The sequence below is a fragment of the Duganella sp. GW821-FHT07F09 genome, from assembly GCF_059418705.1.
This window is the reverse complement of record NZ_JBWKQJ010000019.1, coordinates 46,401-73,334: the sequence shown is the minus strand read 5'-3', so window position 1 is coordinate 73,334 and position 26,934 is coordinate 46,401. Positions and strand designations below refer to the sequence as shown.

At 62.7% G+C, this 26,934-nt stretch carries 28 protein-coding genes; 12 read left to right on the top strand and 16 right to left on the bottom strand.

Annotated features, from left to right (window positions below; all coding sequences use genetic code 11):
- The 5 genes from AC07P1_RS31615 to AC07P1_RS31595 all read left to right on the top strand — a co-directional run.
- On the top strand, positions 1 to 607 hold a 607-nt coding region (locus AC07P1_RS31615; protein ID WP_494699564.1), incomplete at its 5' end, for a PoNe immunity protein domain-containing protein.
- Positions 608 to 625: 18 nt separating this feature from the next.
- Positions 626 to 1,435 carry a PoNe immunity protein domain-containing protein gene (locus tag AC07P1_RS31610; RefSeq protein WP_494699563.1) on the top strand — a complete coding sequence of 270 codons (810 nt, stop codon included), beginning with the start codon at positions 626 to 628 and terminating at the stop codon, positions 1,433 to 1,435.
- 14 nt (positions 1,436 to 1,449) lie between these two features.
- Complete coding sequence (locus tag AC07P1_RS31605) at positions 1,450 to 2,298, top strand: PoNe immunity protein domain-containing protein (protein WP_494699562.1); 849 nt, start codon at positions 1,450 to 1,452, stop codon at positions 2,296 to 2,298.
- Positions 2,299 to 2,456: 158 nt separating this feature from the next.
- Positions 2,457 to 2,846: an HI0074 family nucleotidyltransferase substrate-binding subunit gene (locus AC07P1_RS31600; RefSeq protein WP_494699561.1), complete on the top strand. Its 390-nt coding sequence runs from the start codon at positions 2,457 to 2,459 to the stop codon at positions 2,844 to 2,846.
- 139 nt (positions 2,847 to 2,985) lie between these two features.
- The gene (locus AC07P1_RS31595) at positions 2,986 to 4,077 is read left to right on the top strand and encodes a DUF3375 family protein (RefSeq protein ID WP_494699566.1); all 1,092 of its coding nucleotides are present in this window, start codon (positions 2,986 to 2,988) and stop codon (positions 4,075 to 4,077) included.
- A gap of 40 nt (positions 4,078 to 4,117) precedes the next feature.
- On the opposite strand, the gene AC07P1_RS31590 is transcribed toward AC07P1_RS31595, so the two are convergent.
- Positions 4,118 to 4,864, bottom strand: coding sequence for a hypothetical protein (locus tag AC07P1_RS31590; protein ID WP_494699560.1), 747 nt, complete (start codon positions 4,862 to 4,864; stop codon positions 4,118 to 4,120).
- 201 nt (positions 4,865 to 5,065) lie between these two features.
- Positions 5,066 to 6,064, bottom strand: coding sequence for a hypothetical protein (locus AC07P1_RS31585; protein ID WP_363506784.1), 999 nt, complete (start codon positions 6,062 to 6,064; stop codon positions 5,066 to 5,068).
- Between the two features lie 160 nt (positions 6,065 to 6,224).
- On the opposite strand from AC07P1_RS31585, the gene AC07P1_RS31580 reads away from it, so the two are divergent.
- Positions 6,225 to 6,965, top strand: a complete 741-nt coding sequence (locus tag AC07P1_RS31580; RefSeq protein WP_494699559.1) for a substrate-binding periplasmic protein — start codon at positions 6,225 to 6,227, stop codon at positions 6,963 to 6,965.
- Between the two features lie 165 nt (positions 6,966 to 7,130).
- On the opposite strand, the gene AC07P1_RS31575 is transcribed toward AC07P1_RS31580, so the two are convergent.
- The 8 genes from AC07P1_RS31575 to AC07P1_RS31540 form a co-directional block, all read right to left on the bottom strand.
- Positions 7,131 to 8,408, bottom strand: a complete 1,278-nt coding sequence (locus AC07P1_RS31575; RefSeq protein WP_494699558.1) for an FCSD flavin-binding domain-containing protein — start codon at positions 8,406 to 8,408, stop codon at positions 7,131 to 7,133.
- Complete coding sequence (locus AC07P1_RS31570; protein ID WP_494699557.1) at positions 8,405 to 8,710, bottom strand: c-type cytochrome; 306 nt, start codon at positions 8,708 to 8,710, stop codon at positions 8,405 to 8,407. Before AC07P1_RS31570 ends, AC07P1_RS31575 begins: the two co-directional genes overlap by 4 nt.
- A 220-nt stretch (positions 8,711 to 8,930) precedes the next feature.
- On the bottom strand, positions 8,931 to 9,710 hold the full coding sequence (gene soxA, locus AC07P1_RS31565) for a sulfur oxidation c-type cytochrome SoxA (RefSeq protein ID WP_494699556.1): 780 nt from the start codon (positions 9,708 to 9,710) through the stop codon (positions 8,931 to 8,933).
- Entirely contained in the window at positions 9,707 to 10,033 is a 327-nt protein-coding gene (soxZ, locus tag AC07P1_RS31560; RefSeq protein WP_494699555.1) for a thiosulfate oxidation carrier complex protein SoxZ, read from the bottom strand. Before soxZ ends, soxA begins: the two co-directional genes overlap by 4 nt.
- Positions 10,033 to 10,485, bottom strand: coding sequence for a SoxY-related AACIE arm protein (locus tag AC07P1_RS31555; protein ID WP_494699554.1), 453 nt, complete (start codon positions 10,483 to 10,485; stop codon positions 10,033 to 10,035). The genes soxZ and AC07P1_RS31555 overlap by 1 nt, the downstream gene beginning before the upstream one ends.
- Complete coding sequence (gene soxX / locus AC07P1_RS31550; RefSeq protein ID WP_494699553.1) at positions 10,482 to 10,943, bottom strand: sulfur oxidation c-type cytochrome SoxX; 462 nt, start codon at positions 10,941 to 10,943, stop codon at positions 10,482 to 10,484. The genes AC07P1_RS31555 and soxX overlap by 4 nt, the downstream gene beginning before the upstream one ends.
- Before the next feature lie 5 nt (positions 10,944 to 10,948).
- Positions 10,949 to 13,156: a xanthine dehydrogenase family protein molybdopterin-binding subunit gene (locus AC07P1_RS31545; protein ID WP_494699552.1), complete on the bottom strand. Its 2,208-nt coding sequence runs from the start codon at positions 13,154 to 13,156 to the stop codon at positions 10,949 to 10,951.
- Complete coding sequence (locus AC07P1_RS31540; RefSeq protein WP_494699551.1) at positions 13,153 to 13,656, bottom strand: (2Fe-2S)-binding protein; 504 nt, start codon at positions 13,654 to 13,656, stop codon at positions 13,153 to 13,155. The genes AC07P1_RS31545 and AC07P1_RS31540 overlap by 4 nt, the downstream gene beginning before the upstream one ends.
- A gap of 175 nt (positions 13,657 to 13,831) precedes the next feature.
- Between AC07P1_RS31540 and AC07P1_RS31535 the strand changes: the two genes are divergently transcribed.
- A complete protein-coding gene (locus AC07P1_RS31535) occupies positions 13,832 to 14,458 on the top strand; it encodes an OmpW/AlkL family protein (RefSeq protein ID WP_494699550.1) in 627 nt (208 codons plus the stop codon).
- Here the strand turns inward: AC07P1_RS31535 and AC07P1_RS31530 are convergent.
- The gene (locus AC07P1_RS31530) at positions 14,455 to 15,378 is read right to left on the bottom strand and encodes a LysR family transcriptional regulator (protein WP_494699549.1); all 924 of its coding nucleotides are present in this window, start codon (positions 15,376 to 15,378) and stop codon (positions 14,455 to 14,457) included. The genes AC07P1_RS31535 and AC07P1_RS31530 overlap by 4 nt on opposite strands.
- A gap of 115 nt (positions 15,379 to 15,493) precedes the next feature.
- On the opposite strand from AC07P1_RS31530, the gene AC07P1_RS31525 reads away from it, so the two are divergent.
- From AC07P1_RS31525 to AC07P1_RS31515, 3 genes are all read left to right on the top strand, one after another.
- Complete coding sequence (locus AC07P1_RS31525) at positions 15,494 to 16,090, top strand: NADPH-dependent F420 reductase (RefSeq protein WP_494699548.1); 597 nt, start codon at positions 15,494 to 15,496, stop codon at positions 16,088 to 16,090.
- A gap of 89 nt (positions 16,091 to 16,179) precedes the next feature.
- Positions 16,180 to 17,784, top strand: coding sequence for a methyl-accepting chemotaxis protein (locus AC07P1_RS31520; RefSeq protein WP_494699547.1), 1,605 nt, complete (start codon positions 16,180 to 16,182; stop codon positions 17,782 to 17,784).
- A gap of 22 nt (positions 17,785 to 17,806) precedes the next feature.
- On the top strand, positions 17,807 to 18,220 hold the full coding sequence (locus tag AC07P1_RS31515; protein ID WP_494699546.1) for a hypothetical protein: 414 nt from the start codon (positions 17,807 to 17,809) through the stop codon (positions 18,218 to 18,220).
- Positions 18,221 to 18,387: 167 nt separating this feature from the next.
- Here the strand turns inward: AC07P1_RS31515 and AC07P1_RS31510 are convergent, their stop codons facing one another.
- The 3 genes from AC07P1_RS31510 to AC07P1_RS31500 form a co-directional block, all read right to left on the bottom strand.
- A complete protein-coding gene (locus AC07P1_RS31510) occupies positions 18,388 to 20,016 on the bottom strand; it encodes a methyl-accepting chemotaxis protein (RefSeq protein ID WP_494699545.1) in 1,629 nt (542 codons plus the stop codon).
- 203 nt (positions 20,017 to 20,219) lie between these two features.
- A complete protein-coding gene (locus AC07P1_RS31505; RefSeq protein ID WP_494699544.1) occupies positions 20,220 to 20,579 on the bottom strand; it encodes a DUF4148 domain-containing protein in 360 nt (119 codons plus the stop codon).
- A 169-nt stretch (positions 20,580 to 20,748) separates the two neighbouring features.
- A complete protein-coding gene (locus tag AC07P1_RS31500) occupies positions 20,749 to 21,747 on the bottom strand; it encodes an aldo/keto reductase (RefSeq protein ID WP_494699543.1) in 999 nt (332 codons plus the stop codon).
- 104 nt (positions 21,748 to 21,851) lie between these two features.
- Here AC07P1_RS31500 and AC07P1_RS31495 point away from each other — a divergent pair, with 104 nt between their 5' ends.
- Positions 21,852 to 22,760, top strand: a complete 909-nt coding sequence (locus AC07P1_RS31495) for a LysR family transcriptional regulator (RefSeq protein WP_494699542.1) — start codon at positions 21,852 to 21,854, stop codon at positions 22,758 to 22,760.
- 30 nt (positions 22,761 to 22,790) lie between these two features.
- Complete coding sequence (locus tag AC07P1_RS31490; RefSeq protein ID WP_494699541.1) at positions 22,791 to 24,506, top strand: M28 family peptidase; 1,716 nt, start codon at positions 22,791 to 22,793, stop codon at positions 24,504 to 24,506.
- Positions 24,507 to 24,616: 110 nt separating this feature from the next.
- On the opposite strand, the gene AC07P1_RS31485 is transcribed toward AC07P1_RS31490, so the two are convergent.
- The gene (locus AC07P1_RS31485) at positions 24,617 to 25,936 is read right to left on the bottom strand and encodes a thioredoxin family protein (RefSeq protein WP_494699540.1); all 1,320 of its coding nucleotides are present in this window, start codon (positions 25,934 to 25,936) and stop codon (positions 24,617 to 24,619) included.
- Positions 25,933 to 26,751: an NAD(+) diphosphatase gene (gene nudC / locus AC07P1_RS31480; protein ID WP_494699539.1), complete on the bottom strand. Its 819-nt coding sequence runs from the start codon at positions 26,749 to 26,751 to the stop codon at positions 25,933 to 25,935. Before nudC ends, AC07P1_RS31485 begins: the two co-directional genes overlap by 4 nt.
- Between the last annotated feature and the right edge of the window lie 183 nt (positions 26,752 to 26,934).

Here is a 26,934-nt window from a genome sequence, read left to right as displayed (position 1 = left end):
TTTTCAATCTCAGATCTGTCGAGCCAGTTACATCGCCTTCGAAGCGCTGAAAACTGAATTGATCAGCGCTTCCCTAGAGGAACTATTCAAGTTTTTCCTGCCAGATCGTCCTGAATTGGATCACTGGCTATGGGATAAGCCATACCGCAAACTGCTCGACGCTATCGACAGCGACACGCCAGAAGAGATGCGAACCGAAATGAAGCGCTACGTGAAAAACTGGTATGCCGATATGAAGGGGCAGGCCCACTTCTGGGGGCAGCATGAAAAAATCAAGCCAGAGTTCACTCCCTACGACGGCTACTGGGCGATGTGTGCGGCGGCATTCACCTACCTCTACGACATCGACGACTCGGCCTACCGTAACGAGACAGTGTATCCCAGAGACCTTGTCGATTACGCACGCAGCATCCCACGCTACGATGCTCAAGAGACGATGAGCAAGCCATTGCGCGTAGCAGGTGGTGAACCCTGTCCGAAGTCCGGCCTATGGTTCACGCCAGCAAAAACGGACAGCCAAGCGCACTTCGCCGCAGGCACGGGCATGCCAAACTTCCCGGATGCACAATACGGCCTGACGATTTGGCAGTGGCTGCGAGGCCAATAAATTTTTAGGGACTTGCAAATGCCAACGCCAATCAAGTTCAACAATCGTCGACGCCAAATTTACCTCGACGAAGAGAGCTACCGAAATACGGTCACCCAGTTGGTGGCCGAGAACGCCATCGAGTCCCCACAAAATTTACCTCTGATTGACAGGTGTAGGGATCTGCAAATAGCGGCCTTGGATAGCTGGATAATTTTTCAGCTGCGCTATACGGCTGGCGAAAGCCTAGCGGAGCTAGCGGATTCCCTGGACAGCATCGTCATCGCTTATGAGCGCTGGATTGCGTGCCTGGATGAGGTTCCAGAAGACGACTACTACCCTCCGTTCATCATGAACGACATGATCGACACGTATGTCGGCTATCTGAATATGGTGGCCGTCGCAATCCTGTTACGCCGTGAAGATCTGGTGCCAAGAATTTGTGCCCTCAACGAAGGTACGGATTTCGATCAAGTTGATGCTGTGTTAGAAGAACTTTTTAAGCTTTTCCTGCCGGACCGCCCATGGCTTGACTATTTACTGTGGAAAAAACAGTATCAGAAGTTGCTAGACGTGGTGGATAGCGATACCCCGGAAGAAATGGCCGCAGAAATGCGCCAGCATGTGAAAAAGTGGTACATCAATATGAAAGGAAAAGCTCACTTCTGGGGTAAACACGAAAAAATCAAACCGGAGTTCACGCCGTATTTCGGGTACTGGGCGATGTGCGCCGGCGCCTTCACCTACCTCTACGACATTGATGACTCCAGCTACCGTGACGAGATGGTATATCCCAAAGACTTGGTCGATTACGCGCGCAGCATCCCGCGCAAAACAGGTGCCTTGTAAGCGGCGAGTCAAATATGAAGAATTTGCCATTTTATGAACGTCGTCGTCAGCAGTACCTTGACGAGGACATGTATCAAAAGACACGTGCAAATCAACTCTCTTTGATTCAGGGACAGTTAAAAAATAAGGAAACTGCGGATTCCGCTGACGAAAATGCCGTTGTTCACGAATTTTTACATTTGGAGGCATTTTGGATCTGGATGCTCGACTACACTGCAGGCGTTCCACTTGATCAGCTAGCGCCGCAAATATCTGGCATTGTCGACGCATTTGAGGCGTGGAATGATGTCCACCAAGCCTTCGAGATGGAGGCGGCGATGGAGTTCCCGGAGTACGGCCCATACGAATACGAGGCGGGACCGGATTTCTCCGTTATATTCGATTACGAGAACACCCTCCAGCTGTTGAGTGTAGCCATATTACTGCGCGATCTGCGCTCGGTCATGCGCATAATCCACATACTGCGCAGCCATCGCGGAGAAGACGGCCTCTTCGAGGAACTGATCGGCGGATACATCGAGGATGAGATGGTGCTTGATTCCTGCGTGCTCGGTGAACCTTACGCCACACTGCTGCGAGTTTTCCATGAACCGGACGAACAAAAGACGGTCGACCTTCTTCAGGAATATCTAAAGCAGTGGTATCCCGCCATGAAATATCATCCGCGCTGGTATAACGAGCATCTCACAGCGAGCAAGCTAGGCTATTACGGCTACTGGGCATTTGAAGCGGCCGCTGCGGCATACCTCCTCGACCTGGACGACAGCCAGATCAACCATTTGGTCTACCCAAAAGATCTACTGGACTACGGGCGGAAATTGCGGGAGGAAGACCGCTATACCAGTAAGAAAGCGGAGACCTGACCTATTCAGGACGCGTTCAGGACGCGGTCAGATCGGCCTGCCTTCGACAGACCAAGAATATAGAGTAAAGGGCGATTCGATGATGACAAGTCCGTCAATTTCACGCTGCCCCTTGTCCGCCCCCGGACTATACTGGGTACTCAACCTCTCGAAACAGTATGAACATCCGCCTCGCAGAACACAGCCGTGACTTTCTGTCGGCGCTCGCGCGTTTGGAGGAAGCCCTCGCTCAGCCTGAAAACTCGTTTTTGCGCGATGCGTCCATTCAGCGGTTCGAATTTACGTATGAGCTCGCGTGGAAGGCAACAAAGCTCTGGCTGGAAACCAAAGACATCATAGCTGTTAACGCCAAGGAAGCGCTGCAGTCAGCGCTGGATCAAGGATTACTGTTGGATGTTGACGGCTGGAGCGAGCTACACCGCATCCGTCATCTGGCCAGCCAAGCCTATGACGAAGCCCAAGCGTTGCTTGTCTATCGTTTTGTTAAAACCGATGGGGTTCGACTTCTCGCTGAGCTGGCCAACGAGGTTCGAACATGGCGGCAATAGCCGGCTTACAGGTCACCGCTCCTCCCCGAGGAAGCCACCCAAAAAAAGCCGCCCCGCCACAGCCCTCCGCGTGCCTTAAAATAGCGCCATGAAAGCCGACGTCCCCCTCGCCACCAACCGCCGCTTGCGCTAGCAACCGCTGTGGCGGCTTCTGGCCGCGCCCGGCGGCCCGGCGGCGCTGGCGCTGATGCAAACCCACCTCTACGACGGCGAGCGCAGCCTGCCGGAGGCGATCTTCCACGAGCGCATCGCGCGCGAGCTCGAACACCTGCGGCGCCTCGGCGAGGATTGGCCGCAGACCGCGCAAGCCTACGTCGCCGGCTGGCTGTCCGAAGGCCACCTCGAGCGCCGCTTCCCGCCCGGCGCCTCGGAGGAGGAGTACGAGCTGTCCACCTCGACCATCGAGGCAATCCGCTTCGTCGCCGGCCAGGTCAAGCCGCACTCGGCCGCGACCGAAAGCCGCCTCGGCCTGGTGATCAACGCGCTGGCGCGCCTGGCCGAGGACACCGACGCCGACAAAACCCGCCGCATCCAGCGCCTGCGCGCCGAGCAGGAACGCATCGAGCGCGACATCGCCGCCATCGAACAGGGCGTGCTGCACATCCTGCCCGAGTCCGCCGCGCTGGAACGCACGCGCGAAATCATCACCCTGGCCGACGGCCTGGCGGGCGACTTCCGCCGCGTGCGCTCAGCCTCGATACGCAGGAGCGAAAATCCGGCATTGACGGCTGTGATTGGTGGCATGGGCGATATCAGCGCGCCGGTGCAATCGCTGGCCGGCATGCCGTGGCAGCCGTCGACCGTGATCATCGTGGAAAACCTACAGACCGGGCTGGCGTTGGAGGATATACCTGGTGCCGTGGCCTTCATGGGGCTGGGTTATGCGGTTGAGGCGCTGGCGGCGGTACCGTGGATCACTAACGCGGCTTGCATCTATTGGGGCGACATCGATACGCACGGCTATGCCATTTTGCATCAAGCGCGCAGCCGGTTTCCGAAGCTGAAATCGGTGATGATGGACGAAGCGACAATATTGCGGTTTTCGACGTTATGGACGGAGGAGAGATCACAGCACGCGGCGGATGACTTTTCCGCGTTGACGGAAGAGGAGCGCGCCGTCGACACCGCCTTGCGCAAAAACGCCCGGGGCCAAAGCCTGCGGCTGGAACAAGAGCGCATCGCTTGGGATGTCGCCTGGGCGCCTTTGGCGATGGCGGCCAGGCCGGCTTAGGATCGGCGGGGCGCCAACATCGCATAGGTCGATTCGGTCGTCATTTCGTCTCGCTTTGAACAGGGTTGTAGTGAAAGAGATCAAGGGGTTTGACTGTGTTTTTTGGCGGGCGGCAAATAGCTGTCTCTTCATGGTTCCGCGGCGGATGCGTTCTGCGCCACTCGCGCTTCTCCGAAACGGTGACCAACCTGCCGTGGAAGAGCGCGTGCTCGCGTATCTCCCCATGGAACATCAAAAAATTGGGCTGTTTGAAGGCGGTGGGCAGATCATGGACAGAAATCGGGACAAAACTTGTGCCCTGCAACTGCAACACAGGACCGCAGCCGTACCACGATAGACCGAAGTTCTGTCCGGGCACCAGTCGTGACTTTCCATAGGATCCGCCATAGATCATCAAGTACCACCGGCCTTGCTCCTCATCCAGTAAAATCGGCGCATAGCCTTTTAAAAGCTGGGTAACTCTCCCGGTAGTGCCTCCAGCATCGAAGCTGAGTTCGGTATCCCGCGTAATGGCGCCTGAATATGGGTCAAACCTGAAGCGCAAGCGTTCGAAAGTCCGGCGCACGTGGACGACAACAACCCTGCCATCGGCTAACTCCACCTCCTCATCCCACTTCAACTCGAAGTAGCGTGAATGCCAGCCAAAGACGAATAAGTAGACACAAAAAGCCGCACCAGCCAGCGCTATCAATCGTGGCCATGTAAAGTGTTTTCGCACTAACCAGAAAAACGAGGCCCTCGTGACGCTGGAACGTTCCATTGCCGAATCCCGATAGATGTTTTCCAATTGGAAACACTCCCGATTATGGGTGAATCCTCATTCGGAAGTCTATCGAATAGTCACAGTTACTATTTTTCGCACCAAAAAGCATCCGTGCGGACGAAAAAAAAGGCCGTCATCGCGACGGCCATTCATGAGCAGGGCGAGCCTGCCTGCTCGGCGGCTACCGGTTCGGATACGGCACATGATCCAACACGTGCCGGACCATTATCGCGTCACACGCTCCCAGCCGGCCCGCACGGCCTCCTTGAACTTCTCCCAGCTCGACTGCGGATAGGTATTTTCCCAGGTCGTGCGCAGGTCCGACTCGGCATGCTCCCACGGCTTGTCCTGATACGCCGGGCTGCCGGCCATCGATTCGCCATACAGATACGCCGGGTTGTACTCCTGATACGTGCCGCCGGTGTACGTCTTCTCCCAGTGCGAACGGAAATATTCATCGCCTTCGCTCTCGCCACGCAGGATGTTCAGACTATCCTGGTTAGCCTTGCTGTCGAGCTCATCCACACGCTCGCCGCGCAGGATATTCAGGCTGTCCTCGTTGGCGCCGGCCTCGACATCGCGCGGATAGATGCGCATGCCGCTGCGCTGCAGCGTGCGCTGTCCCTCGGCCAGCGGGTCGCCGGTGAACGGGCCGTCCGGCGAGATCACCTCGCCGCGCTGCAGCGAACCCTGCGTCAGCATGCCCTGCTCTGAGCGGACGAATTCGACCGCCTCCTCGCGCGGACGGATACCGTGCGGCTCGGGCGCGCTTTTCAGCGCGGGCTCGACGGCGCTTTGCGACGCGCCCACCGAGGTCTGCTGCATGCCGGTGCCGCTGCGCAGGATTTCCGCGCCGGTCCAGCCGCTGGCGCGCCACATAGTTTCATGCTCGTCGATGTCGATCGGGTTGAAGTCTTCGACGATGTCGGCGGCCAGGTCGGCCTTGTCCAGGTCCTCGGATTCGACGGTCAGCACCGTGTGTCCGCGATTCAACGCTTCGGCGTAGACGTGGCGGTCGGCGTGCTCCCGGCCGATCAGGTCGCTGAACATCTGCTTGATGTTGCCCAGGATCGACGCGTCGTCGTCGATGCGCGCGCGGCCGGCGGCGCTGCCGGAATCGGTGATCTGGATGCTACCGCGATCGAAGCCATTCAAGATCAGTTCTTCCTGAGCCTGGGTGGCCTCTGCGCGGGTTTCAAATACGGCTGCCAGTGTGTGGGTCATGATGAGCTCCTCGGTTAAACGCATGGGGTCGATAGGAAAATTCAGTCTACGTCGTACGCGGCAAACTTAGCGCCCGCTTGCCTCTAGGAAAACCAACTCACGTCCTGACGCGGCTTGTCCGCCTTATAATGGGGCATACCCTCATTCAGGATACCCGGACATGCTGAAAACCGCCCTGCGCATAGCGGCCACGTTGCTGACGATCTTGCCGCTATGCGCCTCGACCACCGTGCACGCAGCGCCCGGGGAATACATCATGATCGCGCCGCTGGACCAGGCCATGCCGATCGTGCGCTTCGAGAACGGCATCCTGACGGGCGGCATCCTCAAGGACCTGGGCGACGCCATGGCCAGGCGGCTGGGGCGGCGCGCCGTCTATATCAGCGTCGACGTCCCCGGGGTGAAGCAGGTGCTGACCAGCGGCCGCGCCGACGGCATGTGCTACGTGATGCCGTTCTGGATCGACGGCGACTACAACTGGAGCACGCCGCTGCTGTCGGACACCGAAATGGTGGTCGCACGCGGCGACGCGCCGCAGATCGGCTCGCTGCGGGCCTTGCGTAACAAGCCGGTCGGCACAGTGGGAGGGTACCGCTATCCGCGCATCGAGCAGGTGCTGGGCAAGGGGTTCAAGCGTGTCGATGCGCTCACGATCGATCAGAATATCCAGCAGATTTTGGCCGGCAAGACGCAATACGCGGTGATCGGCGAGATCACGATGTCCTACCTGCAGCGCAACTATCCGGCGCTGCATTTACGTCCGGAGCTGGTTTTTATCAACTTCAAGGCGCAATGCGCGTTTTCGCGCAAGTCGCAGGTGCCGTTCGAACAGGTCAATAGTGTCATAGAGACCATGCTGAAGGACGGCAGTATCGACCAGATATTGGCGCGGTACCGATGAACACCGACATGTGATTTCTCGTGGAGACACGTAGGGCGGATTAGCGCAGCGTAATCCGCCAGTGCGTGCGTTTCGGCGGCTCATAGATGGCGGATTACGGCGTCCCGCCTAATCCGCCCTACGTGGATCCGTGGTCTCCCGGCGTGCCATGGGGGGAACACGCACTTATGCGCCCAATGTGTCGGCCCAGATATTCCGCGCCCAGTTCATCGCGTATTCGCCCTCCAGCGCGCTCGGTCCCGTCGATACGCCTCCCGAGCCTGACACCACGAGCAACGTCTTCTGCTCCGCGCTGTACGCATGCACGGAGGCGACATGGATCACATCCGTATCCGACACAAAGCTGTAACAGGTATTGGTCAGCATCGGATGCGGATCGGGGGCGCGGCCGTTGAGCATATCCACCACGGCCGCCGCGCATACCTTCGCATGCTGATTGGCCATGTGCGCCGATTTTGGCATCAACGGCGACACCTGAATCGCATCGCCCAGCACGTGGATATTCTTCGCCTGTGTCGATTCGAAACTGAGGAAGTCCACCCCGCACCAACGTCCGTTGGCATTGGCCAAACCACTCCGCACCGCGATCGCCCCGGCCCGCTGCGGCGGGATCACATTGAGCACGTCCGCCCGCACCCGATCCCCCAGCTCCGACACCGCCGTGCGCGTGGCCGCATCGATATCGGCGGTTCTAAACGACGGACGGTATTCGATGATGCCGCCGTAGCGCTCCTTCCACACCTTCTTGAACAGCGGCCCCTTGGACACCACATCGTCATTGGCATCCAGGATCAGCACCTTCGATTTCGGCTTGTAGCGGCTGAAGTAGAAAGCGATCTGCGACGCGCGCTCGTACGGTCCCGGCGGGCAGCGATACGGCGCCGGCGGAATGGTCATCGCAAACACGCCGCCGTCGGGCATCGCCTCCAGCTGCGCCCGCAGCGCGACGGTTTGTGCGCCCGCCTTCCACGCATGCAGCACCGTCTCGCGCGCGCCGGGCTTCAGCATGCCGGGCAATTGGTCCCACATGAACTCCACGCCCGGCGACACGATCAGGCGGTCGTAGGAAAGCGTCTGCCCGCCGGCCAGCGCCAGCGTGCGTTTTTCCGCGTCGATGCTGGTAACCGTATCGCGCAGAATGCGCACGCCGTGCTTGCCGGCCAGCGCGTCATACGACAGCGACAAGTCGGCGATGCCGCGCGACCCGCCCAGCACCAGGTTCGATAACGGGCAGGAGATGAAGCCGGCATCCGGTTCGATCAGTGTGACGTCGATTGTCCCTTCGCTCCACATGCGCACATAGCGGGCGGCGGTGGCGCCGCCGTAGCCGCCGCCGACCACCACCACTTGTGGCCTGGCCTTGCCGCCAATGGTGGCGCAGCCGGTGGTCGATGCGAGCAAGGCGCCGGCGCCTGCGGCCTGGATGAATTGGCGGCGTTTCATGGCGTCGCTTTCTTCTGCGCGGCGAAGAAGGCAGCCAGCAGTTCGATTTGTTCGTCGGTGTAGCCCTTGGCGATTTGCGTCATGATGGTCGATGGGCGGGTGCCGGATTTGAACGCGCGCAGGCTGGCGGCCAGATTTTCGCGGGGCTGCCCGGCCAGACCGGGTAGGGTTGCGAAATTCGGCGCGTTTTTGGTGTCGCCGTTGGTGCCATGGCACGCGGCGCAATTGGCGGCGAGCCGCGCGCCGGGGGAGATGGTTGTCGCGCCGGAATTGGCGGCGGCCAGAGCGATCATGCCCAGCATGGAAATCTTCAATAACATCACCAGTCCCCCATAAATAAACTCACAACGGAAACACGTAGGGCGGATTAGCGCAGCGTAATCCGCCAATGCGTGCGTCTCGACGGCTCATGCATTGGCGGATTACGGCGTTCCGCCTAATCCGCCCTACGTGTCTCCACGTTCTTCACGCGTCAGCGTACGTTTTTAGATGCCTCCACGTTTTTCACGCGTCATCGTCGCTTTACGGTCTGACTCCCGGCGTCTCCGTCTTCATCCCTTTGTCGCGCACGGCCAGCCAGGCTTCCAGATCCACCAGCTCCTGCGCGCCGAACGCCGGCACCTCGGCGCGCACGCCGCTCATGCAGTTGCGCAGCCGACGCTGCAACGACCCCATTGCCTGCCACTCCAGCCGGTAGATCGGATACGCGGCCGCATGCGCTTGCGGTATCGTGCTACCGGCCAGACGTCCACCCGCCCGCTGATCGTGGCACTGCGCGCACGACAAATTCAACTGCCCGATGCGCTGCACATACAACTCCTTGCCCCGCGCCGCCGATGCCCTGGTCCCCGCATCCTGCGGCGGCTCCACCGGCATGCCGCGCGATTGCATCGCCACGTATGCCTCCAGCCCAAGCAGCTCCTCGCTCTCCGCCCGCAGCGCCGGCGCCTGCTGCTTCTGCTCGCGGCATACATTGATGCGCTGCCCCAGATTGATCGTCACCTTGCTCCCGGCGTGAAAAGCCGGATACCGCGCCGCCACGCCCCGCATGCTCTGATTCGCCTCGCCATGGCAGCTGGCGCAGGACTTGCCACTCTTGCCGGCGGCGGCGCCCCACTGCGCCTCGCCGCCGCTGATCCACAACATCGCTGGATTGAGCGTGTCGTCGCGCTGCATCGCCTGCGTGGACGCGCTCATGAACTCACTGCCGGAGCGTCGCGTATCGCCGGTGTCGGCAGCGGTCGCACCCAGCATCAACGCGCCCGCAAGGCAGCATAACGCGCCGCCCAGCCGCCTGTTCATGCTGGTCCCACCGTCAAATTCATCTTCTCCGTCTGGGCGAAACCGTTATCGCCCTCCCACGTGAACTCCAACGTCCCCGTCTCCGTGACGACGGTGAAGAAGCTGATGTACGGATTGGCGGACACCGCCTGATGCAGCTCGGCGCCAAAAACCTGCTCACCGTTGTAACGGCATACAAACTTGCGGATGATGTCGCGCGGGATAAGTTTGCCGTCCGCCGCGGGACGGTAACCGGTCTCCATCGGATGCCCGATCAACGCGCGGATTTCAATCACTTCGCCGCGCTTGGCCGTCGCCGGCATATGGATCAATGCGCGCGCCATCAGGGAGCCTCACCTTCAATACAGGCCGCCAGCGCCACGATCACGCTCACGGATTTGGACCGGTAGCTGCCGTCGCTCATGCGCGCCACCGCCGTCAGCTTCTGCGACGTGGCCAGCCGTATGCGCGTGGACACCTGCGCCTTGCCGGCGCGCGGACCAAGCGTGAACACCGCCACGTCGGTCTGCGGATTACGCTCGTTGAAAATGGCAATCGCGCTGACATGGTCGGCGCCCGTCATCGCGCTGTCGACGGAGACCGTCACCGGCACCGCGTTGCCGTTGTCGATCAGCTGCGCGATATCGAATGTCATCTTGCCTTCGGTCGGCTTGACGCCGCCGGTGAAGGTATTGATCGCCGCCGCCATCTCCTCCGTGGTGGCGAAGGCCGGGCGCACCAGCGCCAGCATCGCCAGCCCGGTTCCTGCGGCGGCCAGCATATCGCGGCGCTTCATGGTGTTTGCTCCTTCAGCGTGAGCAGCCAGGCCACGACGTCCTCGATCTGCTGCGCGGTCAATATCGTCTTGTCCTGAAAAGCCGGCGCCACGCGGTTTAGGCCATCGGTTTTGTAATAGGAAGGCATGATCGTCACCGGGTTGAAATGGCTGGCGTCCACGATGCGCAAGCGAAGCTGCGCCGCGTTCCAACGCCGGCCCGCGCCTTGCAGATCGGGCGCCAGATTGCCCTGAAAGCGTTCCTCTGGAATGGGACCGGTATGGCACAACAGGCAAAGGCTGGCCTGCCGGCTGGCCACCAGCGCACGGCCACGCACCGCGTCGCCGGCGACAGCGCCCTTCAACGGCGCGGCAATGCCGTCGCCGGAGATCACATAGCCGGGATCTGCGGCGGCAGGCGGCGCGATGACAAACGCCGCCAAGGCGATGGAGGCAGCCAGCGCCAGCCACGCCGCCATCCTTCTTACGCCTTCTTCAAACTATGGTTCTTCAGCGGCAGATCGCGTATCCGCTTGCCGGTGGCGGCGAAGATCGCGTTCAACACGGCCGGCGCGGCCACCGCGATGGTCGGCTCGCCCACGCCGCCCCAGAATCCACCCGACGGCATGATGATGGACTCCACCTTCGGCATCTCGTCGATCTTCAGCACCTGGTAGGTATCGAAGTTGGATTGCTCGATCTGCCCATCCTTCAACGTGCACTCGCCGTACAACGACGCCGACAGCCCATACACGAACGAGCCTTCGATCTGCGCCTCGATCTGCTGCGGATTGACCGCGTAACCCGGATCGGTCGCCGCGATGATGCGCAAGATCTTCAGCTTGCCCGTCTTCTGGTCGACCGATACCTCGGCACATGCGGCAACGTAGCTGCCGAAGCCCATCGTCTGCGCCAGGCCGCGATACACGCCCTTCTTCGCCGGCTTGCCCCAGCCGGCCTTCTCGGCCACCGCGTTCAACACCGCCAGATGCTTGGGATGCTCGGCCATCAGCTTGCGGCGCAGCGCCAGCGGGTCCTGCTTGGTGGCGAAGGCCACCTCGTCGAGGAAGCACTCCAGGTAAATCGTATTCTGGTTCAAGTTCACGCCGCGCCAGAAGCCCGCCGGCACCGGCGGATTACGCATCGCGTGATCGATCAGCAGATTCGGGAACGAATAACCGATCGACGCCTCCGGTCCCGGCGCGTTAAGCCCCTGGAACACCACGGGGTCCTTGCCATCCTTGATCGCCATGCCGAGCGAAGCGAGGATCGACTGGCCGGCGATGCGCATGTGCAGGCCGGTGATGTTACCCTTGGCATCCAGGCCGGCGGTCAGCTTGCACTGCGTGATCGGATGGTAGCGGCCATGCAGCATGTCCTCTTCGCGCGTCCAGATCAGCTTCACCGGCGTGCCGGGCATCTCCCTGGCGATTTTCACCGCCTGCGTCACCCAGTCGTGCGATGCGCCGCGCCGGCCAAAGCCGCCGCCCAGGTGCATCTTGTAGACGTCGCACTTGGCCGCCGGCAGACCGGCCGCCTCGGACGTCGCGGCCAGCGCCGCCTCGCCGTTCTGCGTCGGCGTCCACACCTCGCAGCGCTCCGGCGTCCAGAGCGCGGTCGCGTTCATGGTCTCCATGGTCGCGTGGTTCTGCCACGGGTACGAATACACCGCCTCGATGGTGCGCGCCGCCGACTTGATCGCCGCCTTCGCGTCGCCGTTCGAGTTGCCGACGACCGCATCGGGCGCGTCCAGCGCCGCCTTCAACGTCGCCGCCACGTCCTTGCTCGACAAATTCGCGTTGGGCCCCTTGTCCCATTCAATAGGCAAGGCATCCAAAGCGGACTTGGCGCGCCACCAGGTGTCCGCCACCACCGCCACGGCGCTGTCGCCGACCTTGAACACTTTCTTCACGCCGGGGCGCTTTTCGATCGCGGTGGCGTCGAAGCTCTTGACCGTGCCGCCGAACACAGGGCAATCCTTGATGGCGGCGTTGAGCAGGCCCGGCATCTTGATGTCCATGCCATAGATCTGCGCGCCGGTGGTCTTGTCCACCGTATCCAGGCGCGCCAGGCGCTTGCCGACCAGCTTCCAGTCCTTCGGGTCCTTCAGCATCACCTCCGCCGGAGGGCTCAGCTTCGAAGCCGCCTCCGCCACCTTGCCGTAGCTGATGGACCGTCCGCTCGCCTCGTGCGTGATCACGCTGACGGCGGCCACGCACTCGGACGACGGCACCTTCCACGCATCGGCCGCCGCCTGCACCAACAAGGTGCGCGCGGTGGCGCCGCCCTTGCGTACCAGGTCGTGCGATTCGCGGATGCCGCGACTGCCACCAGTGGAGAAGCTGCCCCACACGCGCTTGCGCGCCAGGTTCTGTCCCGGGGTCGGATATTCGGTGGTGACTTTGCTCCAGTCGGCGTCCAGTTCCTCGGCCACCAGCTGCGCCAGGCCGGTCAAGGTACCCTGGCCCATCTCAGAGCGGGCGATGCGGATCACGATGGTGTCGTCCGGCTTGACGACCACCCACGCGTTCACCTCGGGCGTGCCCTTGGAGGCTGCCGGGGCGCCCTGCGCCACCGCCTCGAACGGAATATGAAACGCCACCACCAGGCTGCCGGCGGCCGCGCCCTTCAGGAAGCCCCTGCGCGAAGTGGAACTTGGCAAGGAGCCTGGCAAAACCGGAGCGCCGCTCATACCTTGCCTCCTTCCACGTGCTGGATATTGAGGCCGGCGCTTTTCGGATCGCCGCCCTTGACCACCACATGGATCGCCGCCCTAACCCGGTTGTAAGTGCCACATCGACAGATGTTGGACATCGCCATGTCGATGTCGGCGTCGGTGGCCTTCGGCTTTTCGCGTATCAGCGCGGCGGCGGCCATGATCATGCCGGACTGGCAGAAGCCGCACTGCGGCACGTCCAACGCGGCCCAGGCTTTCTGGATCGCGTGCGAGCCGTCCTTGGACAAACCCTCGATGGTGGTGATCTTTTGTTCGGCGGTGACGGTGGAGACGGGCCGCACGCAGCTGCGCGTCGGTTCGCCGTCGATATGCACGGTGCAGGCGCCGCATTGCGCCACGCCGCAGCCGTACTTGGTGCCGGTCAGCCCCAGTTGTTCGCGTATGACCCACAACAGCGGCGTGTCGTCCTCCGCCTCGAATTCGCGTACCACGCCGTTGACGTTCAATTTAGCCATGCACTTCTCCCTGGATTTTGGTTGCCCGATTACACCGCTGGTGATACTACACCCACTACATTAACTCTGCAGCATGTCCGAAATATTTCTGTTTTTGACTTGGATCAAAGTTTTTCATGCTTCGGATCAATAGACTTGATTGCGTTACTTACGACGACATCAAAGAGGAAGTGAAATGAGCAAGACCAAGGCAATCGCAGCGGCAGTACTGGCCACCCTGAACCTGACGGGTGCCGCAATGGGCAGCGCCGTGGCGCAAGAGTCGCCATGGCTGGTGCGCGTGCGCGCCGTGCATCTGAACCCGGCCGACAAGTCGGACCCGGTGGGCGGCGCCGGCGCGTCGGACCGCCTCAGCGTCAGCAACGAGACCATCCCCGAATTCGACGTTTCCTATTTCTTCACTCCCAACCTGGCGGCGGAGCTCGTGCTGACGTATCCGCAAAAGCACAACGCCTATCTGGACGGCGCCAGCATCGGCACCTTCAAGCACCTGCCGCCGTCGCTGCTGTTGCAGTACCACTTCACGCCGGACGCGCCGCTCAAACCCTATGTCGGCGCGGGCATCAACTACACCACCTTTTCCAAGGTACGCCTGCTGAACGGACAGGCCAGCCTGGAACACGACAGCCTGGGACTGGTGCTGCAGGCGGGCGTGGGCTACGCCATCGACAAAAACTGGTCGCTCAACTTCGACGTCAAGAAAGCACAACTCCGCAGCGACGTCATGATCGGCGGCGTCAAGGCCAGCCGCGTCAAGGTCGATCCGCTGATGATCGGCGTGGGTGTCGGGTACAGATTTTAAATCGCCGAATAGCGTTCCGCCATTTTCTGTTCGCGGAACGCTTCCGTCATAAAATCCACGAATGCCCGCGTCTTCGCGGGCATCAGTTTTTGGCTGGTGAAGTACAGCGAGATCGCGCCGATATCAAGATACCAGTCGGGCAGCACGCGTTGCAGCTCACCGCTTTCCAGATGCGTCCCCAGATCGGTCATCGCCAGCATCGCCACGCCCATGCCCATCAAGGCCGCAGTTCGGATCGCATCGGGATCGTTGAGGAACACGCGTGGCCGCAGCAGCGCCGACATGCCATCGCCAGCGCGGTTGCGCATCTCCCACGACTTGGCCCTGCCGCTCTGCGGCGAGCGCATGACGATCGCGTCGAGGTCCGCCAGGTCCGCGGGGGTGGCCGGCGGCTTGCGTCCCTTCAGATAAGCCGGCGACGCCACCACCACGCCGTGCGCCGGCATCAGCGCCCGCGCCACCACGCCAGGCGACAATTCGAAACCGCCGCCGATCGCCGCATCGAAGCCGCCGGCCACCAGGTCGACCCGCCGGTTTTCAACATTGAGATCCAGCGTCAGCGCCGGATAGCGCGCCATAAACGCCGGCATCAGCGGCAGCACGTGGCGGCGGCCGAAGCCCGGCGCCATGCTCAATTTCAGCACGCCGGCCGGCTCGCCCGCCTTGGCCGTCACCTCCGCGATCGCGCCCTGGATGCCGTCCAGCCCCGCGCCGACGGAATTGAGAAACCGCTCGCCGGCCTCGGTCAAGGTCAGGCCCCGCGTGGTGCGCTGGAACAGCCGCACGCCGAGGTTGCGCTCCAGCTGCGCCACGTTGCGGCTGACGGCGGCCGGCGTTAGCGCCAGACGCCGGGCCGCCGCCGAGAAGCTGGACGATTCCGCGCTGCGGACGAAGGACTCAAGGTTGGACAGGGTTTCCACGACGATGCTTTCAACGTTTGCTTGAAGCTGATACTACCAAGCTATGACTACCCGTAGCAAGTGACGGCGGCCATACTGAACTCATCGAAACCCAATCAACGAAAGGAAACACATCATGAACATCTCCATCATCGGCGCAGGCGCCATCGGTTCCGCCATCGCACGCAACCTGTCCAAAGCCGGCATCGCCGCCACCATCGCCAACAGCCGCGGCCCCGAATCGCTGGCCGCGCTGCACGCGGAACTGCCGAACATCCGCCCCGTCACCATCGAGGAAGCGGCCAAGGCCGACGTGGTCTTCCTCGCCGTGCAGTGGAGCCGCATCCCCGAGGCGGTGCGCAATCTGCCGGCATGGAACGGCCGCATCGTCGTCGACGCCAACAACGCGCTCGAAGCGCCGTCGTTCAAAGCCGTGGACCTGGGCGGCCGCGCATCGAGCCTGGTGCTGGCCGACCTGCTGCCCGGCGCCCGCGTGGTCAAGGCCTTCAACCATCTGGGCGCCGCGCTGCTGCAAAGCGATCCGCAAGCGGAGGGCGGACGCCGCGTGCTGTTCTACTCCGGCGACGACGCCGACGCCAAGAAAACCGTCGGTCAACTGATCGAGCAATTGGGATTCGCCGGCGTCGATCTGGGTACCCTCGATGGCGGCGGACGCTTGGCGCAGTTCCCCGGCGGCCCGCTGCCGGTGCTGAACCTGGTCAAATTCGGCTAACGTTGCTGCACCACGACAGCGCATTCCTTTAACGGACACGGACGGGTATATTGGAGAGAATTGCCCCCGTGAACTAAAGGAATGCCGCCATGACCCTCGACCGCGTAAAAATCGGAACGCGCCTCGGCGCCGGCTTCGCCATCGTCCTGGCGCTGCTGGTGGCCGTGCTGGTGCTGGGACTCAGCTCCATGGGCCGCATCGGCAGCCGCACCCAGGACATCATCGAAGACAAGAACGTCAAGATGGAAGCGGCCAACCACATGGTCGACGCCGTCCGCGACATCACACTACACCTGACCAATATCGTCGTCGTCCCGAGCACGCCGGAAGTGAACGCCGAGCTGCAGAAAATCGCCGAGGCGCGCCAGAAGTACGGCGAGGCGAAAAAAATCCTGTCCGGCCTCGCCACGGATGAAAAGGAAAAGGCCATGCTGGCCAACCTGGACGCGCTGATCGCCGACGGCGCGGCCAAGAACAACAAGGTCATCGAGCTACGCAAGGATGGCGAGATCCAGGACGCCACCGCCTATTTGACGCAGACGGCCGCTCCCAGCCTGCAAGGCGTGCTGAAGGTACTGGGCGACATCGTCGCCCACGAAAGCGCGCAGGCCAAGCATGCCGGCGACGAAGTGTCGGCGGTGCTGCGCTCATCCAAGCTGCTGCTGGTGGGTCTCGGTCTGCTGGCCGTGGCGCTGGGTGCGGCGGTGGCCTGGTTCATCACGCGCTCGATCACGGTGCCGCTCAACGCCGCCGTCGACCTGGCCGAGACGGTGGCCGCCGGCGACCTGTCGACCCGGATCGAAGTTACCGCCACCGACGAAACGGGCCGTCTGCTCAACGCGCTCAAGGCCATGAACGACAGCCTGCTCAACGTCGTCGGCCAGGTAAGGCAAGGCACGGACACCATCACCGTCGCCTCCAATGAAATCGCCGCCGGCAACATGGACCTGTCCTCGCGCACCGAGCAGCAGGCCAGCTCGCTGGAGGAAACCGCGTCGTCGATGGAGGAGCTGACCTCCACCGTCAAGCAGAACGCCGACAACGCGCGCCAGGCCAACACCCTGGCGCGCAGCGCGTCGGAGGTGGCCAGCAAGGGTGGCGCCATCGTCGCCCAGGTGGTCGACACGATGGGCTCCATCAACGCCTCGTCCCGCAAGATCGTCGACATCATCTCGGTCATCGACGGCATCGCCTTCCAGACCAACATCCTCGCGCTGAACGCGGCGGTGGAGGCGGCGCGCGCCGGCGAGCAGGGTCGCGGCTTCGCGGTCGTGGCGTCGGAGGTGCGCAACCTGGCGCAGCGCTCGGCGGCGGCGGCCAAGGAGATCAAGGAATTGATCTCGGCCTCGGTGGCCAATGTCGACGACGGCTCCAAACTGGTCAACGAGGCCGGTCAAACCATGGGCGACATCGTCGACAGCATTCAGCGCGTGACCGACATCATGGGCGAGATCACCTCGGCCAGCCAGGAACAGACGATGGGTATCGAGCAGATCAACGTCGCCATCACGCAGATGGACGAGGTCACGCAGCAGAACGCCGCGCTGGTCGAGCAGGCGGCGGCCGCGTCGCAGAGCATGCAGGAACAGGCGGAGGCGCTGGCCAGGGTGGTCGGTTTCTTCAAAACCGGCGCGTCGGCGCCGGCATTGCGGGGGGCGGCGCCGGGGACGGCTATAATGTTGCACACTCGATAGCACCCCGACCGGAAACCCGCCCATGCGCAAGATACTGATAGTACTGATGTCCCTGATGCTGACGGCGTGTGTCGACGATAGCGCCTCGTACTACCCGGAGAGCGGCAACAGCGAGCACGTGATGACCGTGCACCGGACGCAAAAGTACTTTTGGAGCAGCGAGAGCAGCGTGGAATTGATCATGCAGCATCTGCCGCGGTGTTTGCGCAGGATCGAGTTGTCGGACATGCCGGCCGACGATGTCGAGATCGAGTTGCTATCGGGCGGGGATAATGTCTGGACCTTGCGCGCCGGCGGCGAGATGTGGCAGATCGAGACGCAAACCTGCACCCAGTACCCGGATGTCAAAGGCAACGGCGGGGAATTGATCGGCGTGTTCCGCGTGGACGGGGGCAAGCTGGTGTTTGAAGAGGCCGTGCTGGAGCCGGCCCAATAGACCCGCGCAATAAAATATATCAACGGCGACACGTAGGGCGGACTAGGCGGAACGCCGTAATCCGCCATTTATGAGCCGCCGACGGCGCATGCATGGCGGATTACGCTGCGCTAATCCGCCCTACGTGTCTCCCCGAGGGATCGAAATATCCATCCCCCGGACGAATCTCAGCGCGACAACGCCACCCGGCGCGGCGCCGGCTTGGCCACCGGACGCGGCTGATGGCTGGCCACGCTCTGCTGCTGATCGCCGCTCAACTTGAACCGGCTCACCAACTCCGCCAGATTGCCGGCCTGCTCCTGCATGCTGCCCGCCGCGGCGGCCGCCTGCTCCACCAGCGCCGCGTTCTGCTGCGTGACCGAATCCATCTCCGTGATCGCCGTATTCACATGCCCGATCCCCGTGCTCTGCTCGCTCGACGCGGCCGTGATCGCCGACATGATCTGCGTCACGCGCGACACGCTGGCCACCACCTGATCCATCGTCGTGCCGGCCTCGGCCACCAGCGCGCTGCCGGCGCTGATGCTGTCGACCGAAGCGTTGATCAGCTCCTTGATCTCCTTGGCCGCGCCGGCCGAGCGCTGCGCCAGGTTGCGCACCTCGGAGGCCACCACCGCGAAGCCACGGCCCTGCTCGCCCGCGCGGGCCGCCTCGACCGCCGCGTTCAACGCCAGGATGTTGGTCTGGAAAGCGATGCCGTCGATGACGCTGATGATGTCGACAATGCGGGTCGCCGACGCGTTGATCGTGTCCATCGTCTGCACCACCTGCGATACCACCTTGCCGCCTTTTTCGGCGACCGCCGAGGCCGACATGACCAGCTGGTTGGCTTGCACCGCGTTGTCCGCGTTCTGGTTCACGGTCGAGGTCAACTCCTCCATCGACGCGGCCGTCTCCTCCAGCGAGCTGGCCTGCGATTCGGTGCGTGCCGACAAGTCCATATTGCCGGAGGCGATTTCGCCCGAGGCGGTGGCGATGGTGTCGGCGCTGCGGCGGATCTCGCCGATGGTCTCGGCCAGCCGCGCCTGCATCGACTTCATCGCGAACAGGATGCTGGCGTCGTCGGTGGCATGGGTCTTGATCGGCGCGCTCAGGTCGCCGCCGGCGATCTGCAGCGCCACCTGGCTGACGTAGTCGGGGTCGCCGCCGATGGTGTGGCGCAGGCTCTTGTTGACCAGGCTGACGATGGTCCACAGCAACAGGCATACGCCGGCCAGCAGCCCGGCCGATTTGAGCAGCGAGGCGCGGAAGGCGGCGTCGACGTCGTCGGTGTAGACGCCGGTGGTCAAGTCCCAGTTCCATGGCGCGTAGTGCACCACGCGGCTCAGCTTGGGCACCGGCACCGTGGTGTTCGGCCGTATCCACCAGTAGCGCACGAAGCCCGCCCCTTCCGGCGAGGCGCCGGCGGCCTGGATGTCGCGGTACAGATAGGTGCCGTTCGGGTCCTTGAAATCGACCATGTCCTTGCCGTCGTTTTCAGCCTTGAACGGATTCATCAGCGACACGGTGCCGCTGGTGATGGTGATGTAACCGTCCTTGCCGTAGCGCAGACCCTTGATCAGCGCCATGGCTTGCTTTTGCGCCTCTTCCTTGGTCATGGTGCCGTTGGCGGCCTTGTCGCCGAACTGCTTGACGATGCTCAGGCCGGCCTCGTCGATGTGACGCAATTCGTTGCTGCGTTCTTCCAGGCGCAGATTGCGAGTCTGGATCGTCTCATACAGGAAAATCGCGGTGATGCAGAGCAGGCTGCAAATCAACGGCACCCAAAGCTTCTGCTGGAAAGACAATTTGTTCATGGAGGTCTCCTGTTTTCTACAGGAAACTATACCGAAAAATGTTAAATGCCGGGCGTGATAACGCTACCCTGTTGTTTATTTGGGAATGGACTATTGGTAGCTCAACAATAAAAAACGGGCGCGGCGATCTGTATCGCCGCGCCCGTTGGCTGACTATTTGTGTCGGCGGCCGGTGGCCGGGCCCGACACATCGTTGACCGATGTTATTGCGTCGTGCTGCCCTTGGCGGTTTTGGCGGCCATTTGCGCCTTCACGTTGCCCTTGCGGGCGCTCGGCGACATGTAGGCGACGTCGTCATAGGCTTCGTTGCGGTCCAGTTCGCCGGCGTTGCGGGCGGCGATGGTCTGGGCTTTGACGTCGTCACGGCTCAGGGTGCTGGTCGAGGTGTTCGCGAACGATTGATTGATCGTCGCTTCGTTCTGGTCCAGCTGGCCGGCGGCGCGCGCGGCGACGGTCTCGGCGATGACTTGTTCGCGGGTCAGCTGGCCCGATGGTGCCTGGGCGAAAGCGGCGCCGGCGGCAACCAGCAGGGAAACCGATGCGATGATGGATTTGACGTTCATTTTATTGCTCCTTATCTGATTAGCGTAATGCTCCGGAGAGCGCTTTATCGGCTGGGTTGCGGGCTTGCTGCGTTGTTTGTCGATAAGTTCATCTTAGTATTAAAAATTCAGATATAAAAGTGCAATTTTCCGGTCAAATCCATCCGATAATCCGATCTAAAGACTGGTGTCAGCGCTTTTCGCTGTCGAGCGCGACGGCCGCATGGGCGTTGTAGCGATCGCCGGCGGCCGCGTCGGCGGGCACCGCCAGCGCCAGCCGCGCCAGGTCGGCCGCCGACAGCCGCACCGCGTTCGCGCCCAGCGCCTCCGTCAGGCGGGCGCGGGTGCGGGCGCCCACCAGCGGAACGATGTCCCCGCCCTGGGCCGCCACCCAGGCGATCGCCACCTGCGCCACCGACACGCCGAGCTCGTCGGCGATGGCGCGCACTTTTTCCACCAGCCCCAGGTTGTGGTCCAGGTTCTCGCCCTGGAAGCGCGGGCTGGCCAGGCCACGGAAGTCGGCCTCGCCGGCGCGCTGCTTGCTCCAGTGACCGCTGATCAAGCCGCGCGACAGCACGCCATAGGCGGTGATGCCGATGCCCAGTTCGCGGCAGGTCTGCAGGATGCCGTCCTCGATGCCGCGCGAAATCATCGAATATTCGATTTGCAGATCGGAGATCGGATGCACGGCGTGGGCGAGGCGCAATGTTTCGCTGCCCACCTCGGACAGCCCGATGTGACGCACATAGCCGGCCTTGACCAGTTCCGCGATGGCGCCGACGGTCTCCTCGATCGGCACGGCAGGGTCGAGCCGCGCCGGGCGGTAGATATCGATATGCTCCACGCCCAGCCGTTTGAGGCTGTAGGCGGCGAAACTTTTCACGGCCGCCGGACGGGCGTCGTAGCCAATCCAGTTGCCGGCCGGATCGCGCATCGCGCCGAACTTAACGCTGATGCTGACGTTGTCGCGGCCGCCGGCTTGCAGCGCCTCGCTCAGCAGCAGCTCGTTGTGGCCCATGCCGTAGAAATCGCCGGTGTCGAGCAGGGTCACGCCGGCGTCCAGCGCGGCGCGGATGGTGGCCAGGCTTTCGGCGCGGTCGGCCGGGCCGTACAGGTCGGACATGCCCATCAGTCCGAGGCCCAGTTGCGAGACTTGCGGGCCGGTGCGGCCTAGATTACGGGTTTGCATGATGTGCTCCTAAGGTCGGTAAGCGGAGAAATCATTATGCTATTATCGATTGAGGTAATAAATATGCGCATATCCATTACTTAATTCGAAAATTTATAACAATCATGGACCAGTTCAAGGTGATGCAGATCTTCCGGGCGGTGGCCGACTGCAAGAGTTTCACGCAGGCGGCCGAGCGGCTCAACCTGCCCAAGCCGACCGTCACCAACGCCGTGCAGGCGATCGAACAGCAGCTCGGCGTGCGATTGCTCCAACGCACCACGCGCAAGGTCAGCCTCACGGCCGAGGGCGCGCAATACCTGGAGCGCTGCACCGCCCTGCTCAACGACCTGGAGGACATGAACGGTTTGTTCGCCGGCGACGGCCGCCTGCTCGGCGGCGCGGTGCGGGTCGAGCTGCCGGAGCGGCTGGCGCACCTGATCGTCATTCCGGCGCTGCCCGATTTCCTCCAGCGCCATCCGGGCATCCAGGTGCGGCTGGGATCCGGCGACCGGTTTGCCGACCTGGTCGGCGAAGGCATCGACTGCGCCGTGCGCGGCGGCACCCTGCGCGACTCCACCCTGGTGGCGCGGCGCATCGGCAACCTGCAACAGGTCAACCTTGCCTCCCCGGCGTATCTAAAACGCCACGGACGGCCGCAAACACTGGACGATTTACAACAGCACTACGCCGTCAATTTCTTCTCCAGCCAGAGCGGTCGCGACATGGACTGGGAATACGTCGACAACGAGGGCGTCGAGCGCACCCTGGCGATGCGCAGCCAGGTCTCCGTCAGCGGTACCGAGGCGTATATCGCCGCCTGTGTCGCCGGGCTGGGCCTGATCCAGGTGCCCAGCCAGACCATCATGCCGCTGCTGGCATCGGGTGCGCTGGAGGAAGTGCTGCCGGCGTGGCGGCCCGCGACTATGCCCATTCACATCGTTTATTCGCACAATCGCCACCTGTCGCCACGGGTGCGGGTGTTTGTGGATTGGTTAATTAGTGTCATTGGGCAACAAAATGTGTCAGAATGAGGCTATCGTCCCTTAACAAAAGTTATTTTCATGAAACTGCTCCTGTCGACGGCGCTGCTGGCTGGTTTTTCGTGCGCCGGCTTCGCGGCCACGCCCCAAGCGTCCGGCACGGCCAAGGCCGCCGCAGCGCCGTCGCCGGCCCGGATGCTGCACAACGCGCAGCAGCAGATCGACGCCGCCAGCTGGCTTGAGCACGTCGCCATGCTCTCGTCGGACGACTTCGAGGGGCGCGCGCCCGGCACGCGCGGCGAGCAGCTCACGATCGACTATCTGCAGCAGCAGTTCCGGAAACTGGGCCTGGAGCCGGGCAATCCGGACGGCAGCTATCTGCAGCAAGTGCCCACCGTCGGCATCTCCAGCCATCCGACGATGAGCTACACCCCCAAGGACGGGCCGGCCACCCAATTGATCTTCGGCGACGACTACGTCGCCTGGTCGGCGCGTGCCGAGCGGCAAATCGACGTCATCGACTCCGAGCTGGTGTTCGTCGGCTACGGCGTGCAGGCGCCGGAATATCGTTGGGACGACTACAAGGGCGCCGATCTGAAAGGCAAAACCCTGGTCATGCTGATCAACGACCCGCCGCTGCCGGACCCCAAGCATCCCAAGCGGCTGGACCCGGCCGTGTTCGGCGGCGCCGCGATGACCTACTACGGCCGCTGGGCCTACAAATACGAAATGGCCGCCAGGATGGGCGCGGCCGGCGCGCTGATCGTGCACGAAGCCAAGCCGGCCGCCTACCCGTACGAGGTCGTGCGCAACAGCTGGAGCCGCGAGAACTTCGCCATTTTCGACAAGACGCCGGACCCGGACTTTCCGGCCGTGCCCGGATGGCTGCAGATCGACCGCGCGCGCGACGTCTTCCGGGCCGGCGGCCACGACTTCGAAGCGCTGAAAAAGCAGGCGCTGTCGCGCGACTTCAAGCCGGTGCCGCTGGGTGTCAAGCTCAGTGTGAGCGAGCTCAACGCGTGGCGCGAAATCGTCTCGCACAATGTCGTGGCGAAGATCGCCGGTTCCGATCCGCAGTTGAAGAACGAAGTCATCGTCTACAGCGCGCACTGGGACCACTTCGGCATCGATGAAACCCTGCCCGGCCCGCGCACGCAACAGATCTTCCACGGCGCGCTCGACAACGCCGCCGGCGTCGCCACCTTGCTGGAGATCGCCAAGGCGTACAAGGCGTTGCCGGTCGCGCCCAAGCGCACCATCGTGTTTCTGGCGACCACAGGCAAGGAGCGTGGCCAGCTGGGCGCCAAATACTACACGCGCAACCCGCTGTACCCGATCGACAAAACGCTGGTCAACATCAACCTGCAGGGTATGAACGTCTGGGGCCGCACGCGCACGGTGGAATTGCGCGGCATGGGCCAATCGACGGCGGACGACGTGGTGGTCAAAGTAGCGCGCGGCCAGGGCCGGGCCGTGCGTCCGGACAGCAACGGCGAATACGGCAATTTCTACCGTGGCGACCAGATCGAATTCGCCAAGGCCGGCGTGCCGGTGGTGTATCTCAGCGACAGTCTCGACTTCATCGGCAAGCCGGCCGCGTACGGCCGCGAAAAGCTCATGCGCTACAGCACGCAGCAATACCACACGGTCAACGACGTGATCGATCCCAAGTGGGACACGCGCGGCGCGGTGGAGGACATCGCCCTGTTATTCCAGACCGGCTACCACATCGCCCAAAACAAAGACGTGCCGCAATGGAAGCCAAACGCCGAGTTCCGCCGCAAGCCGGGCCGGTAACCGCGATAAACCTCTCAACCACGTAGGGCGGATTAGGCGGAACGCCGTAATCGGCCATGTATGCGCAGTCGGCGGCTCGTGCATGGCCGATTACGCTGCGCTAATCCGCCCTACTTTGCGCGTCCTGCGAGCCATTTCTCATCGCGCAGTTTTTGTAGCTGCGCCAGGTTGCGTTGCTCGAAGGCGTCGGGGCCGGCTGCGGCGATGTCGGCCCGCAAGCCTTGCCCGGCTTGATCGATGCGCGCGGCGTCCTGCGGCAGCAACTCCGTCAAACTGTTTAGATACGTTACGCCCCACTGCAAGCGCGTCGCCGGACCAACCGCCGCGTTCCACGCCTTTTCATACCAGTCGACCGCGGCCGCCATGTCGCCGCGCCGCTTCGCGCCTGTCGCCAGGCTTAGCATGAAATAGTAGGGCGAATGGGAGCGCGGCAATTCCGCCATCAACACCTGCTCCGCTTGCGCGCCCAAGCCGACATCGTTCAGCGCGCTGACCGCCGTGTTGACCAGCGTGTGCCGCTCATATGGATCGGTCGATTCCGCCAGCGCCGCTTCCACGCGATCGCGCACCTGCTGTTGCAACCCCTGCGTCGATGCGAGCAAACGCGTCAGCCGCATTTGCAGCCGCACCGCCGCCAGGCGGTCCGGCGCGCCGAGCCAGAAATCGTCGGCCCATTGCGCGGCGGCGACGCCGAGCACGGCGGCCAGCTCCTCGCGCCGGCTGGCGAACTTGATCAGATTGACGCCGCTGTTGCCAAGGATGTCCATGTTGGCGCGCGCCAGGCGCGCATCCGAAAACACCGCCATCAAAGCATCGGCGTTGGCCGCCGCGTCGACGCCTTTGCCGGCGGCGGCCAGCTGCGCATGCAGGCCCAGGCGCGCGGCCGCGTCGGCATCGTCGCACACGCGCGTCAGCGCCAGCAAGGTCGCGGCCGGATCGCGTCCGCCCAGCAAACGCCCCTCGTCGGTATCCCAGGAATAATGACTCAGCAACGACCATTCGTTGGCGCCGAGCTTGCGGGCGCCGGACAAGGCCGCCTCCAGCGCGACGGCGGCGCTGGAACCGGACGCATGCACGGCCAGCGCCGTGTCGAAAGCGCCGACGAATAGTTCGCCGTCGAGCTCGCACGGCAGGCGCGTGATCTCGCCGCCGCCGGGCGCGAACAGCACCAGGGTGGGATAGCTGCGCAGCCCGTAGCGCGCGGCCAGCGCCTGCGCGCGGGGACTGTCGCCGTCGAGGCGGCAGCACAATACCGACGCCGAACGCCGCACGAATTCATCGCGCGCGAAGATTTCGGCTTTGACGCGATTGCACGGCGGACACCACACCGCGCCCCAGTACAGGAACAGCGGACGTTGTTGCGAGCGCGCCAGCGCGAAGGCGGCCTGCAGTTCGCCGGCTTGCCGGACTTCATTCCATTCTATGCTCATGCTTTGGGACGGTGGGCATTCAATAATTTGGCCGCGATCGACACGGTCACCGGCGAATCGGGCCAGACATCGTCCGGCCCGAACCAGCGCGCATCGGCGATCTCCGTTTGATCGACGCGGATCTCGCCGTCCAGGTAGTCGGCGGTGTAGGCGATCATCAGCGAGTGCGGGAACGGCCACGACTGGCTGCCGAAGTATTGCAGGTTGTGCACGCGCAGCCCGACCTCCTCGAACACTTCGCGGTGGATGGCCTCCTCGATCGATTCGCCCGCCTCCAGGAATCCGGCCAGCGCCGTGTAACGCTTGGCAGGCGAATTGGTGTGCATCGCCAGCAAGACCGAGTCGCCCTTGCGGATCAGCACCATCATCGCCGGCGAGATGCGCGGATACGCGGTCATGCCGCAGTTCAGGCATTTGTAGCAGCGCTCGCCAGTCAGCCGCTGCGTGGGGGTGCCGCAGGCGCCGCAAAAGCGATGCGTGCGCGCCCACTCGGCCAGCTGGAACGCCCTGCCCGCCAGCCCCAGAAAGCCATCGTCGACCGCGCCGAACAGCGAGCGCAGCCCGTGGTAACCATGCTCCGCATCCACCGGCAGCGGCTGGTCCAGCCATGCCAATTGATAGTAACGATCCTCCCATTTTCCCAGCGAATGCACGCGTTCGGCCGGCAAATCGAGCGCCGCGACCGCGTCGGGGTCCGGCAAGCCCAAAGTGGCGTTGTGCAATAGCAACTCCCCGCGATGGAACACGAACGTGAGCGCACGGTCGTGCTGTTCGGGATTAATCAGTGGAATAAAAGTGGCGGGCGTGAGCAGCATAGAGGGAAGGGGAAAGGTTACGCGCGAACGCTTATCTTACAGTGTTTCTTATTTGCTTCTTTTGCCTGGCACATCGTCTTGACAAGCTGATGACAGAAGCAACGCTAAGCCCTTGTTTTTAGACCAAGATTTACCAGGCTTTTAGACGTCTTTTCCCTCAATGAGATCAATTGCCGGTAAGAT

Coding starts and splice junctions, on each gene's coding strand:
- AC07P1_RS31600 (WP_494699561.1), top strand. CDS start 2,457: ATGAACATCCGCCTCGCAGAACACAGCCGTGACTTTCTGTCGGCGCTC.
- AC07P1_RS31575 (WP_494699558.1), bottom strand. CDS start 8,408: ATGAAACGCCGCCAATTCATCCAGGCCGCAGGCGCCGGCGCCTTGCTC.
- AC07P1_RS31555 (WP_494699554.1), bottom strand. CDS start 10,485: ATGAAGCGCCGCGATATGCTGGCCGCCGCAGGAACCGGGCTGGCGATG.
- soxZ (WP_494699555.1), bottom strand. CDS start 10,033: ATGGCGCGCGCATTGATCCATATGCCGGCGACGGCCAAGCGCGGCGAA.
- AC07P1_RS31500 (WP_494699543.1), bottom strand. CDS start 21,747: ATGCAAACCCGTAATCTAGGCCGCACCGGCCCGCAAGTCTCGCAACTG.
- soxA (WP_494699556.1), bottom strand. CDS start 9,710: ATGAACAGGCGGCTGGGCGGCGCGTTATGCTGCCTTGCGGGCGCGTTG.
- AC07P1_RS31570 (WP_494699557.1), bottom strand. CDS start 8,710: ATGCTGGGCATGATCGCTCTGGCCGCCGCCAATTCCGGCGCGACAACC.
- AC07P1_RS31585 (WP_363506784.1), bottom strand. CDS start 6,064: ATGACCCACACACTGGCAGCCGTATTTGAAACCCGCGCAGAGGCCACC.
- AC07P1_RS31580 (WP_494699559.1), top strand. CDS start 6,225: ATGCTGAAAACCGCCCTGCGCATAGCGGCCACGTTGCTGACGATCTTG.
- AC07P1_RS31490 (WP_494699541.1), top strand. CDS start 22,791: ATGAAACTGCTCCTGTCGACGGCGCTGCTGGCTGGTTTTTCGTGCGCC.
- AC07P1_RS31535 (WP_494699550.1), top strand. CDS start 13,832: ATGAGCAAGACCAAGGCAATCGCAGCGGCAGTACTGGCCACCCTGAAC.
- AC07P1_RS31495 (WP_494699542.1), top strand. CDS start 21,852: ATGGACCAGTTCAAGGTGATGCAGATCTTCCGGGCGGTGGCCGACTGC.
- AC07P1_RS31540 (WP_494699551.1), bottom strand. CDS start 13,656: ATGGCTAAATTGAACGTCAACGGCGTGGTACGCGAATTCGAGGCGGAG.
- nudC (WP_494699539.1), bottom strand. CDS start 26,751: ATGCTGCTCACGCCCGCCACTTTTATTCCACTGATTAATCCCGAACAG.
- soxX (WP_494699553.1), bottom strand. CDS start 10,943: ATGGCGGCGTGGCTGGCGCTGGCTGCCTCCATCGCCTTGGCGGCGTTT.
- AC07P1_RS31510 (WP_494699545.1), bottom strand. CDS start 20,016: ATGAACAAATTGTCTTTCCAGCAGAAGCTTTGGGTGCCGTTGATTTGC.
- AC07P1_RS31515 (WP_494699546.1), top strand. CDS start 17,807: ATGCGCAAGATACTGATAGTACTGATGTCCCTGATGCTGACGGCGTGT.
- AC07P1_RS31520 (WP_494699547.1), top strand. CDS start 16,180: ATGACCCTCGACCGCGTAAAAATCGGAACGCGCCTCGGCGCCGGCTTC.
- AC07P1_RS31485 (WP_494699540.1), bottom strand. CDS start 25,936: ATGAGCATAGAATGGAATGAAGTCCGGCAAGCCGGCGAACTGCAGGCC.
- AC07P1_RS31525 (WP_494699548.1), top strand. CDS start 15,494: ATGAACATCTCCATCATCGGCGCAGGCGCCATCGGTTCCGCCATCGCA.
- AC07P1_RS31605 (WP_494699562.1), top strand. CDS start 1,450: ATGAAGAATTTGCCATTTTATGAACGTCGTCGTCAGCAGTACCTTGAC.
- AC07P1_RS31610 (WP_494699563.1), top strand. CDS start 626: ATGCCAACGCCAATCAAGTTCAACAATCGTCGACGCCAAATTTACCTC.
- AC07P1_RS31505 (WP_494699544.1), bottom strand. CDS start 20,579: ATGAACGTCAAATCCATCATCGCATCGGTTTCCCTGCTGGTTGCCGCC.
- AC07P1_RS31545 (WP_494699552.1), bottom strand. CDS start 13,156: ATGAGCGGCGCTCCGGTTTTGCCAGGCTCCTTGCCAAGTTCCACTTCG.